Source organism: Nostoc sp. WHI (assembly GCF_015714725.1).
Taxonomy (GTDB): Bacteria; Cyanobacteriota; Cyanobacteriia; order Cyanobacteriales; family Nostocaceae; genus Nostoc.
Window position 1 is genome coordinate 1 of sequence record NZ_WBKM01000185.1, and the last position, 11,003, is coordinate 11,003.

The window sequence follows — 11,003 nt, forward strand, 5'->3', positions numbered from 1 at the left end:
GTTTGACTAATTAATATTTTTCAATTCACTAATTTTACCAAAGCTCGATAACTATTATAAATTGTTATTTTAATTAAGTTCTATATTCTAAAAACAGAACTACTTTCCTGGATTTACCCTTCGTTTTTAAGCAAATCCCTCAAATATGTCAGTATTTATACTTAATAATTGTAGTCAATTATTTTTTAGTGATGCCTGCGGTGGTCACTGAGCTTGCCCTTTGCGGAGCGTCTTGTAGAGAAGTGCGCGCTGCGCCTACGCCTTTCCCTAAAAAACTAATTATTTTGTGCTACGTATTGAATTTCAAAATGGCGATTAATACCCTATTTATTTCAAAATGAGAATTGCTGCTTTGTCATGAAGCTCATGTATCTCGATTCATCTAATTTTTCTGAATCATATTTAGTTATCAACTCACTGATTTGGGCAACAACATATTTTACATCCTTCAAAATATCGAGCATCGAATCTAAATAATCTTCTTTAGTTACCTCATAAGAGCTTAATAACCTTGAAATGTCTCTGTAACGCTCGTTCCAATCAACACTTGTTTCATCATCAATGAACTCACCATCTAGCCTGATGGGTGAACACTCAGGAGGTAGTTCTTTACTAATCCATTGAGTTCTACATATCGAATTTGTCTTACTTACATCGTCTAGCGACAAGTATAAGAATAGCCAAATTATGTCAGTATTTTTTCCTTTCCAATGCTGTTTTACTTCTTTATTTCTATAGTATTGTCTAGTTATCAACTCAGTAGTAACATCTTTTATGATTCGAGTAATTTCAGATTTTGTGAATTCTTTGCTTAAAAGTATATTAGCTGAATATTTTTTCACTCGTCCATGACTAACATCGCGTAGAGAGAGAATAGTATAGTCACTAGCAGCAGTTAATTTTTTGCTAAATTTTTCAATTTGTATTTTGGAACTTTCGTCAATCTTCTGCTCAAATGGGATGAGTAGTTTCCAATCTATACCAGTATTTTTAACTGTGTTTTTGTTAACTACTTGCCAATATGCATAACCCTCTTGGTCATTATATAGAATGATTAGGACTGGCAATGAATGATCTTGCCAATATTCTAAATGTTTTGCTTTACCGCGAAAAACAATTTCATCCTCTGTTGTCTCTTTAAACCAACTATCACCACATTTTATCTGTAATGCAATTAGTTTGCCTGTTGCTTTACCATTTTCAACTATTTCAACATGAGCATCAATGCCATAATCCTCTATTGGTTGTTCACGAAATATCCAACCTAATCTATTGAAAATTAGTTCTGTAGCAGCAACACCGATTCTTCCTGTATGTGAATTTAAATTAGCTTTCATATTAAATTAACTTTTACTAACCTTTTTATTGGCAAACCAAGTTATTGCAGGAGCATGACCTCGTTGAATATCAATCAAAACGTCGGTATCTAGCAAATACATCAACTTTACCTATTCTCGCTCACGAGTTTGAGCCTCATGGCGCAACTTACGAGCGTATGCTTGACTATCTGTAATATCAGGTCGTGAGTTGATTACACCTTCGCTCTGCCAATAAGCAACAAGTTCGGCTCCTGTCCTTGGTGGATTTGCTAAAACCTGCCTCACAGAAAGAATCCGAAGAATGTATTCAGAAAGAGGCAGTTTTAGCCGAGAAGCTTCAGTAAAAAGCTCATTTTCTAGCTCTGGCGGCAAATCAAGATTAATACTCACTCTGGTTATCCTGTATAAGTTTGGTTCTAAATTGATAGAAACTTGAGCAAAAAGAGTAGGGAAATAAAACTACATTAACTCATTACAATTGCTAGTCTCCTCTGATTTTGACTAACACTGGATGATTAAGCTTACGCGAGGCGTATAGAAGTGCTGCTTTAAGATCATCGGCCTTGATATCGGGCATTTCTTCCAAGATTTGTTCAGCACTAAGTCCAGATGCAAACAAGTCCAGTACATCTGACACCCGAATTCTCATGCCTCGAATACATGGACGACCACCACATTGTTTGGGATTAACTGTAATTCTTCTAAGTAAGTCTGACATAGGTTTTCACTTGATAGACTAATCTTTTTCTACTGATCAAACAATAGCCGCCTCTGCGATGTCTACGACGGGCTATGCCTACGCACTTTGCATTTTGTTTAGTCTACGCCGATACATTGATCAACCATTCCAGCGCATTTCAAAGAGGCAGCTTTGCAATCCGATCAACCCATTCCTCTGCACTAGATATCGCCCAAATTATCAGCAGTTCCTCGATCGCAGCTTCAACTGGTAGCTTTTGCGAAATAATGATCACTCCTGCACTATGATTGCTGGTAATGAACTCGGCAAACTCTGATGGCATTGTTTTACGGTCATGGCTGACGAGGATACGTCTTTGCTGTGCTGCGATCGCTAATACTTCAGAATCTTTTACGCCTTCTAATCCAGCAGCCAAGGCTGTTTGGAAGTCAATCCAGCGTTCTTGTCGCAGAACTCCCGTAACGATCGCTTGATTCAAATCAGCATCGGCTTAGTAGCTAATAATATTCACGATTCTACCTGTTGTCTTGCTGCCTTGGCTGCCATGAGCTTGTTATACAAAGCAGGATCGGCGGTTTGTACTGGTTGAGACATAGTATCAAATGCTGCTGACTCGGCTTCTAGATAAGCATCAATATCAGCACGATTGGCTAGATAAAACGCGATCGCTCCATAAACTTGTTCAAGTGTCAGTAACGGAAAAGAATTAACAATGCTTTCAGGCGATAATCCTTTTCGGAAAGCATAAACAATCGAATCCAGCGAAATCCGAGTTCCTGCAATCCAATAAGCATCTTGACGATATTCTATATAAGATTTAGCTGTTATAACTGACATAGATTTGTTTTGACTCTATTCATAAAGTTAAACTACAGCCGCCTCTGGAATAGCACCCTGCATTCTCCCGAAGGCATCAATTAAACTCTGCAATTGTTGATCTGCTTTAAAAACTCCTAACCCGCGCACCGTAACTTTCCCAGGAGAATACACAAAGCGCGATCGCACTGCCAAAAACTCACAATACCTCAATAATTCACAATTAAAGTAAATCTTACTAAGATAGCTAGTACCGCTTTGCGTAATTCGTAATTCGTAATTCGTAATTCGTAATTAAGTTTTAGCAAGGGTTTCAGACATTACAAATGGGTGGCTTATTTACGCCGTACTGTACTAGGCTATTTTAATCAAGGCTTTCAAGGTTCTAACTTTCAAATCTTGATTGCGATGAACAGGAATTGACAAGATTTTTCTACTTCAGGATTTTCATAAATATAAGGATGGACTATTTACTGCACAATAATTTTATCCAAACTATGGCTAAAGCGATGGCTTTTATGTCCAGTCTTCTGTGCGTAAACCCGCAATTTGTCCAAAATCAGAGGAATTACGAGTCAATAGAATGGCTTGATTTACTAGGGCGATCGCAGCAATTTTCAAATCCATTGTGCCAAGTCTTGGATACGCCTTTTTTAGACGTTGGAATTCTTGACCTGCTTGTTCATCAAATTCTAGAATTGGGATAGCACAGTAATTGGTTAATTGCCTCTTTAACAGTTTGTAGGCTGCAACTTGTCCCTCAACAGTTTGAGCTTTTTTTATATAACTCAACCACCCTCGCATTTGCTCCTCGTAGCTGATGATTGTTGCTGCAACCTCATTCGGATTGACATTTGCCAACTGCATGAGAAGACCTTGTGCCCCTGCTCCTCTACGTTCCAAAATGCTGAGATGATCGGTATCAAAAACGTACATTTATATATCGTGTGGTTCTACAAAATTTGAGCGCAGGGATTCACGATATTCGCGCCCTAGTTGCATAGCTTCATCATAAGCTAAGTTATCAGTAAATGTTCCAGCGATCTTCTCCCACCAAGGTATTGTCGGGGGGGAAACAACCTCTAATTTACTTTTAAGAAGTGCAACTTCAACCTCTAAAATTGCTACTCGTTCTTCTAATTTTTCCGATATTATTGACATATTTTATTCCGTCCGCTCTAATTGAATTTTTAGGTATCATCCACTCAAACAATAGCTGCTTCTGGAATCGCACCCTGCATTCTCCCGAAAGCGTCAATTAGACTTTGCAATTGTTGATCTGCTTTAAAAACTCCTAACCCGCGCACCGTAACTTTACCTGGAGAATACACAAAGCGCGTCTTGAGATTTTCTGGTAAATTCGCCGCCAATAAATTCCAAGCTGGTTCTTCCATCGGCTTATAAACCACTATCACATAAATAATGACGAACTGTTTGAGTATAGTTAACCTCCTCAATTGTTCGTTAGGTAAGTGTTTCGAGACTTCTAGCTCAGTATTTAAACTCCAATTAATGCAAATCATCTGTGAGATGGTATTTCAAAGGATTTACTAGACAAGACTTTACAGACCATCATCATGTTCACCTTCACCGTAATATCTCAGAAACCTGAACTTCCTCTTAACATATTTATAGTGAATTCTTGTTGAGGATGGTCGTTGAGTAATCCTGAAACGATGTTCTTTAGTTTGTGCTAAATATTCATCTTTTAGATATGAATCTTTAGCTGCTTCTTGCTGGTTTAATGTTAACCTCTTTGCAGCATATTCAATAATTTGCTCTCTATGAACTTTAGTTTTAACGATATCTTTTAAGAAAGCATTTGAGAACTCATATTCGTAAATTGGTTTGCTGTTTAGTTTTTTAAACATAATGTTTAATGCCGTTTGAAACTTTTCAATTTCATCTAAACTATTAGGCCAATAGTCTAATGCTAAATTAATATGATTAAGCCATTCAGCTGGTTTGGCGATAACCAAAGGAGTTATTTGAAAAGAGTGACAGTCACATGAAAAAAAATAATCTTCTTTGATTCTACTAGCACCTAAACATAAATATATATTTTCACTTCTATCAATTACTATGTGCATCAACTCTAGAAAAGCAAGTAAGGTTAAGTCTCCAATTTCGCTACAGTCTAGAGAAGGTTGAGCCAAGCAAGAAGTTAGGTTTTTAGAGTTCTGTATACACTCTTTAGTGTTGTTAAAAGCTCTATATATAACTTGAACTATTGGCAGGTTCCAATCTCTATTTAGTCGCCAAGGTGGTAATTGTGGAGAATCCCAAAGGAGCTTTTCTAGCTCGTCTGTCCAATATATTTTTGTTATTTGATAATCATTAATATAATCTAAGTTTTCTAATAAATGCTGTAAAAAATTATCTCTTTTTTCTGCATCATGCCAGTCAGATTCAGATACAAATAAATTTCCAGGATCAAAAACAGTTCTCACAACTTCTTCCTATTTTTAACCTTTACTATTATTAATTCTAGACAATTGTCGCTTCCTTAGCCCTGCTTTTAAAATATTTTCCTGTTCTAATGCAGCTTGATCAAAGAAGTCTACAGGCCAATTAGTAACTCCAAAGTTTTCATCAATACAGATTTCTTCACATACAGAACCAGAATCAGTTGCACTAATAAAATATATCCCAATTAGGCTCTTTAATACGCCTGTATCATCCTCCACAATTCTTCTAACTAATCTATTTATAATATGATCGCTATGAGTTTCAACCATCACCTTCTTTCCAGATTTAGCTAATGCAATAAAATAATCAGCCAACTGCATCTGGAGATTTGGGTGTAAATGAATTTCCGGTTGTTCAAGCAGGAGAGTATTTCGAGGTGGCATCCTCAAACCTTCTAGGATAATTGGAAATATTTGACTTACTCCAAAACCAACATCAGCAATGCTGACACGGGTTTTAGAAGCAGAGCTTGAATTAAGATTTAAATAGACAATTTCATTTATAAGCTCAGATTTAAGCCCTTTTATATTCATCAAATCAAGCCACTCTTGTACGGCAGCAGATAAAGTTAATTCCTTTTTAGGCTTGAATGAGTTAGCTTTTTGATCATAGAAATAGTGATTATAAACAATTTTATCTTTATCAATCAAATAAATATATGCTGCATTCTCACCTTTCACGCCGATTTCTGTAATTTCATCTTCATATATATATCTTCTAGATGGTTCTTCTCTTAGAGGACCTATGTAACTATACGAAGAAAGAATCGTTTGAAGCAGGTTGTTTATTCTATAAATTGAAAACGAAACATCTGAAAAGTTAGCAATTCTCTCAGAATCAGTTTCAATCGAGATTGGTCCGATTGAAAATAGATTAGTGAATTTTATCTTCGCAGACAACACTTCACCTTCATTATTTGATTCTTCTCGAGAAATTCTTTTTTTTAAATTTTTCCAAATAATTGTGTATAAATCATTGTCGCCAAGTTTTACATCAATTGAAGCACCTGGTATCTTCTGTTTATCTGAACTTACTGCCTCAAGATTAAACTGGAATTCTTCAACAGTTATCGTTTTAATATGACTTTTATTCTTGCTTTTAGCTTTAGGCGCTCTCAACACAACCTTCACATAGATAAAAATGTCGTGAGCCTGAGGTAATAATCGTTTAGGGAAAAGATCCCCCAGTAAATATCTCAATGGCATGGCATTTGCTCTAGAGGCTGATTTCTGATCCTCTTTAGTAAGCTGAAAGTTAAGCTCAAAGCATAATCTGTTGTCTGGATTTTTATCAAAAATTATGTTTTCAAATGAGCCTAAATGTACAAATCTTCCATTTAGTAAAAGAATCTGATTTGGAGCTTGACTTTCAAGGGTTTGTTTTAGCAGAAGTACACTTTGCAGAATTGAGCTTTTCCCACAGCTATTAGTTCCACATAATATAGTGATAGGTTTAACCTTTAAATTTTCTAATTCTTTGAATCCCTTGAAGTTTTTTAAAGAAATGTTTTCCAACATATATTTTTGCCTTCAAGTCACTCTGTTACTCAATCAAGTATACTTCTGGAAGATAGATATTTTTAGTTTAATTCTAATAAACTATAGAATTTTCTCCATACTGCTGTCCTCCCTGTAAAATTATACTGCGATCACATTCTTTTCGTAGGGCGCGTTGTCCCAAAAGCACAACGCGAAGTTCTAAACCAGATGAACAATCTTACTAACACTTGAGCAAATAGAGTCTGCATCTAGCAAATACATCAACTTTACCTATGCTCGCTCACGGGTTTGGGCTTCATGGCGCAACTTGCGAGCGTATGCTTGACTATCTGTAATATCAGGTCGTGAATTGATCACGCCTTCGCTCTGCCAATAAGCAACAAGTTCGGCTCCTGCCTTGGGTGGATTCCCTAGAAACGCGTCTACCCAGATGGTCATGCTACTAACACTGGATGATTAAGCTTACGCGAGGCGTATAGAAGTGCTGCTTTGAGATCATCGGCCTCAAGATCGGGCATTTCTTCCAAGATTTGTTCAGCACTAAGTCCAGATGCAAACAAGTCCAATACATCAATACCTTTGCCAATTTACGAGGGTGAGTTGATATCTGAACTCCCTTTTCTCTGAGGCTTGGCAAAAACAATAAGTCCTAAAAATTCCTTCAAGGTTTCCCACAAGGTTTTTTAACGTATTGTCCGTAGTATCAAGGGTTTGATATTCCAAGCTACCTTATAAGCTAAACGCTTATGTATGGGTCATTTTGCCATTTTTGCCCAAATTTTTGTTGGCTCTTATTTTGGCAAAGGTATTGATACATCTGACACCCGAATTCTCATACCCCGAATACATGGGCGACCACCACATTGTTTGGGATTAAATGTAATTCTTCTAAGTAAGTCTGACATAGGTTTTCACTTGATGACTAATCTTTTTGTACTGATCAAACAATAGCCGCCTCTGGAATCGCACCCTGCATTCTCCCGAAAGCATCAATCAAACTCTGCAATTGTTGATCCGCCTTAAAAACTCCTAACCCTCGCACCGTCACTTTCCCAGGAGAATACACAAAGCGCGTTTTGAGATTTTCTGGTAAATTCGCCGCTAACAAATTCCAAGCTGGTTCTTCCATCGGCGTTTCTAAAACAACGTGCTGCTTTTGTTCTGGTTTAATCCGGCTAAATCCGAGTTTTTTCGCTAGCTGTTTGAGTTCCATGACTCGCAAAAGTTGATTCGCTGACACTGGTAAACTACCATAGCGATCGCTCCACTCGGCAGCAATATGCTTTAATTCTGATTTAGATTTAGCTGTGGCCACCGCCCGATAAGCACTCATCTTTTGATCCAAATCGGTAATATAATCTGCTGGGATAAATGCTGTGAGGTTGAGATCAATCTGGGTATCCTCCACTTGCGGAATTTCTTGTCCTCGAATTTCCCGAATTGCTTCTTCCAGCATTTCCATGTATAAATCAAAGCCGATGGCATCCATTTGACCAGATTGTTCTGCACCTAGCAAGTTACCCACACCTCTGATTTCCATGTCGCGCATCGCTAGCTGATATCCAGAACCTAGTTGAGTAAATTCCTGAATTGCTCGTAAACGTTGCCGTGCCGCGTCAGATAATGCCCGTTGCTTCGGATAAAATAACCAAGCATGAGCTTGGATACCTGCACGTCCCACACGACCGCGTAATTGATACAGTTGAGATAATCCAAAGCGATGAGCATCTTCAATCAAAATGGTGTTGACTCGCGGAATATCTAAGCCAGATTCAATAATTGTCGTACAAACGAGGATGTCTGCATCGCCATTACTGAAGGTGAGCATAGTTGATTCTAACTCGCTTTCATCCATTTGACCGTGAGCGATCGCAAACCTAGCCCCCGGTATCACTTCTCGTAAATTCGCTGTTGTCTCTTCAATGCCGTCCACTCGTGGAACCACATAAAATACCTGTCCCCCTCTGTCTAATTCTTGACGAATCGCACTGCGGATACTTTCAGAATTAATCGGTGACAGATGAGTTTTAATCGGGCGTCTAGTTGGCGGTGGCGTGGTAATCAAACTCATTTCTCGAATTCCCGACAAAGACATATACAAAGTCCGGGGAATGGGAGTAGCTGAGAGGGTAAGCACGTCCAATTGAGTTTTCAGGCTTTTAATTTTCTCTTTCTGATTTACCCCAAACCGTTGTTCTTCATCTACCACCAACAGTCCTAAATCCCGGAATGTCACACCTTTGCCTAAAAGTTGGTGTGTACCAACTACTACATCTAATTCACCCGTTGCCAATCGCTTTTGAATCTCGCGGCGTTCTTCAGCAGAACGAAAGCGGTTGAGTAAACCGACATTCACAGGGTAAGGAGCAAAACGTTCTTTGAGTGTATGGTAATGCTGCTGTGTTAAAATCGTCGTTGGCGCAAGGAGTGCCACTTGTTTCCCGGCGATGACTGCTTTAAAAATAGCCCGAATCGCAACTTCAGTTTTTCCGAAACCGACATCGCCACAAATTAAGCGATCCATTGGGCGATCGCTTTCCATGTCGCGTTTCACATCTTGGACAGCTTTGAGTTGATCTGTTGTAGGTTGATAGGGGAAAGAATCTTCTAATTCTTCCTGCCAAGGCATATCACCTGGAAAGCTAAAACCTTGTTGTTGCGATCGCGCTGCATACAGTTTCAACAAGTCCACCGCCAATTTTTTGATCGCTTTGCGGACTTTATTCTTCGTATTTTCCCAAGCTTTACCAGTCATCCGGTTTAGTTCCGGTGCTTTATCACCTGCGGCGCGGAACCGAGATAAAGCACCAACTTGATCGGCTGCGACTCTGAGTAACCCGTCAGCATACTGCACCACCAAATAATCACGGGTTTCATTATTAATCATCAAACTTTCCAGCTTGACAAATTTGCCAACACCATGATTTCTGTGAACTACATAATCGCCTGGACGCAGCTTATTGGGATCAACTTGCTTAGAAGTAGCTTTGTGGCGCTTGCGGATATAGCCGGGAGTTGCTAAGGAATGCTGCCCAAAAAATTCTCGATCTGTAACGATTACCAATCGGTACGTAGGCAGGATAAAACCTTCGAGTTCGGCAAGACCAGAATATTTTAGGGCAATGGGAGTATGGTTGATTTGGAGCTTATCGATCGCTAGGTAGTCGCGGGGATTGGGGATAAACTGAGCCGGACAATCATGTTCTTGCAACAGCGAGACAGAACGCGAAGGTTGAGCAGAAAGCAGCCAGATCGAGAAATTGCGATCGCGTTCTTGGCGGATAGTTTCAGCTAGTTTAGCAAACTGGTGCGGCGTAACTGGAATAGCTCTGCTGGCAAGATTAATCCCATCATTTTCCTCTGCCAATTCCGATAAATACAACGTTTTAAATTTGGCAACATCAACCAAACACTCATCAAAAGACCGATGGATTTTTGGTAATGATAAGGGAGTAGGGAGTAGGGAGTGGGGAGTGGGGGTAGATTCTTCACCATTCCCTACTCCCAATTCCCTATTCCCCATTCCCCACTGTTCTTCAGCATTTTCTACCCAGCGATCGCTATGAGCGTGACACTGTTCTGGCTCATCAATGGCAATCAAGGTGTTTTCTGATAGGTAGTTTAGCAGAGATGCTGGTTGCTCGAAAGCCAACCCCAAAAAGCGACGACTACCTTCAATTAGTGATGAGTGCTGAGTGCTGTTAGCGGTAGCGGGGCGTTTAGCCCGTTCTGAGTCAGAATTTAACTCAGCACTCAGCACTCGAAACTCAGCACTGTCTCTGAGTGCTGCCATGACGATAGGAGCAAAGCTAGTAGGCGTAAGAATTAAGTGGTTAACTTTGTCAAGGGCTGAACGTTGAGTTGCTGGGTCAAATTCCCGTATTTGCTCGATTTCGTCGCCAAACCATTCCAGCCGGACTGGTAACTCAGATGAAACCGGGAACACATCAACAATATCGCCCCGCCGACTCCACTGCCCTTCCATTTCCACCAGAGGCACCCGTTCGTACCCCAAAATAGTTATTTTCTCACTGAAAGCATTTAAGTCTAATTCCATTCCCCGCTTTAAAGTCAAGCAAAATTCCTGAAAAGCTTCTGGTGGTGGCAAATGGGGTTGCAACGCCCCTTGAGTAGCCACGATCGCCATCTTGGGTAATTGTGAATTGGGATTTGGTGATTGAATTTCTTCCTCCTGTCCCC

12 protein-coding genes and 4 pseudogenes are annotated in these 11,003 nt (G+C 39.4%); all 16 read right to left on the minus strand.

Annotated features, from left to right (window positions below; genetic code table 11):
• Positions 1-332 precede the first annotated feature (332 nt).
• Complete coding sequence (locus F8S12_RS19170; protein WP_196517691.1) at positions 333-1,337, minus strand: DUF4365 domain-containing protein; 1,005 nt, start codon at positions 1,335-1,337, stop codon at positions 333-335.
• Between the two features lie 27 nt (positions 1,338-1,364).
• A pseudogene (locus tag F8S12_RS42405) lies at positions 1,365-1,439 on the minus strand (VapC toxin family PIN domain ribonuclease); the annotation flags it as partial.
• Between the two features lie 9 nt (positions 1,440-1,448).
• Positions 1,449-1,709 carry a hypothetical protein gene (locus F8S12_RS19175; protein WP_196517692.1) on the minus strand — a complete coding sequence of 87 codons (261 nt, stop codon included), beginning with the start codon at positions 1,707-1,709 and terminating at the stop codon, positions 1,449-1,451.
• Positions 1,710-1,800: 91 nt separating this feature from the next.
• Positions 1,801-2,037 carry a DUF433 domain-containing protein gene (locus F8S12_RS19180; RefSeq protein ID WP_196517693.1) on the minus strand — a complete coding sequence of 79 codons (237 nt, stop codon included), beginning with the start codon at positions 2,035-2,037 and terminating at the stop codon, positions 1,801-1,803.
• A gap of 139 nt (positions 2,038-2,176) precedes the next feature.
• Entirely contained in the window at positions 2,177-2,497 is a 321-nt protein-coding gene (locus tag F8S12_RS19185) for a DUF5615 family PIN-like protein (RefSeq protein ID WP_230968108.1), read from the minus strand.
• Between the two features lie 29 nt (positions 2,498-2,526).
• Entirely contained in the window at positions 2,527-2,856 is a 330-nt protein-coding gene (locus tag F8S12_RS19190) for a DUF433 domain-containing protein (RefSeq protein ID WP_196517694.1), read from the minus strand.
• A 27-nt stretch (positions 2,857-2,883) separates the two neighbouring features.
• Entirely contained in the window at positions 2,884-3,048 is a 165-nt protein-coding gene (locus tag F8S12_RS19195; protein ID WP_196517695.1) for a hypothetical protein, read from the minus strand.
• A gap of 303 nt (positions 3,049-3,351) precedes the next feature.
• Complete coding sequence (locus F8S12_RS19200) at positions 3,352-3,771, minus strand: type II toxin-antitoxin system VapC family toxin (protein ID WP_196517696.1); 420 nt, start codon at positions 3,769-3,771, stop codon at positions 3,352-3,354.
• The gene (locus tag F8S12_RS19205; protein ID WP_196517697.1) at positions 3,772-3,996 is read right to left on the minus strand and encodes a hypothetical protein; all 225 of its coding nucleotides are present in this window, start codon (positions 3,994-3,996) and stop codon (positions 3,772-3,774) included.
• A gap of 44 nt (positions 3,997-4,040) precedes the next feature.
• Positions 4,041-4,247 (minus strand): annotated as a pseudogene (locus tag F8S12_RS19210) (hypothetical protein); the annotation flags it as partial.
• A 150-nt stretch (positions 4,248-4,397) separates the two neighbouring features.
• On the minus strand, positions 4,398-5,285 hold the full coding sequence (locus F8S12_RS19215) for a hypothetical protein (protein WP_196517698.1): 888 nt from the start codon (positions 5,283-5,285) through the stop codon (positions 4,398-4,400).
• A 15-nt stretch (positions 5,286-5,300) separates the two neighbouring features.
• The gene (locus F8S12_RS19220) at positions 5,301-6,821 is read right to left on the minus strand and encodes a DUF3696 domain-containing protein (RefSeq protein WP_196517699.1); all 1,521 of its coding nucleotides are present in this window, start codon (positions 6,819-6,821) and stop codon (positions 5,301-5,303) included.
• A gap of 252 nt (positions 6,822-7,073) precedes the next feature.
• Positions 7,074-7,241, minus strand: a complete 168-nt coding sequence (locus F8S12_RS19225) for a hypothetical protein (RefSeq protein WP_196517701.1) — start codon at positions 7,239-7,241, stop codon at positions 7,074-7,076.
• Positions 7,238-7,375: pseudogene (locus tag F8S12_RS19230) on the minus strand (DUF433 domain-containing protein); the annotation flags it as partial. The gene F8S12_RS19225 and the pseudogene F8S12_RS19230, both read right to left, overlap by 4 nt.
• 240 nt (positions 7,376-7,615) lie before the next feature.
• Positions 7,616-7,708 (minus strand): annotated as a pseudogene (locus tag F8S12_RS19235) (DUF433 domain-containing protein); the annotation flags it as partial.
• A gap of 35 nt (positions 7,709-7,743) precedes the next feature.
• Positions 7,744-11,003, minus strand: a 3,260-nt coding sequence (mfd, locus tag F8S12_RS19240) for a transcription-repair coupling factor (RefSeq protein WP_196517700.1), incomplete at its 5' end; no start/stop codon positions are given.

Bases quoted from the DNA above. Each gene is read 5' to 3' on its own strand.
- F8S12_RS19180 (WP_196517693.1), bottom strand. From the start codon at position 2,037: ATGTCAGACTTACTTAGAAGAATTACAGTTAATCCCAAACAATGTGGT.
- F8S12_RS19200 (WP_196517696.1), bottom strand. From the start codon at position 3,771: ATGTACGTTTTTGATACCGATCATCTCAGCATTTTGGAACGTAGAGGA.
- F8S12_RS19190 (WP_196517694.1), bottom strand. From the start codon at position 2,856: ATGTCAGTTATAACAGCTAAATCTTATATAGAATATCGTCAAGATGCT.
- F8S12_RS19225 (WP_196517701.1), bottom strand. From the start codon at position 7,241: ATGACCATCTGGGTAGACGCGTTTCTAGGGAATCCACCCAAGGCAGGA.
- F8S12_RS19220 (WP_196517699.1), bottom strand. From the start codon at position 6,821: ATGTTGGAAAACATTTCTTTAAAAAACTTCAAGGGATTCAAAGAATTA.
- F8S12_RS19205 (WP_196517697.1), bottom strand. From the start codon at position 3,996: ATGTCAATAATATCGGAAAAATTAGAAGAACGAGTAGCAATTTTAGAG.
- F8S12_RS19170 (WP_196517691.1), bottom strand. From the start codon at position 1,337: ATGAAAGCTAATTTAAATTCACATACAGGAAGAATCGGTGTTGCTGCT.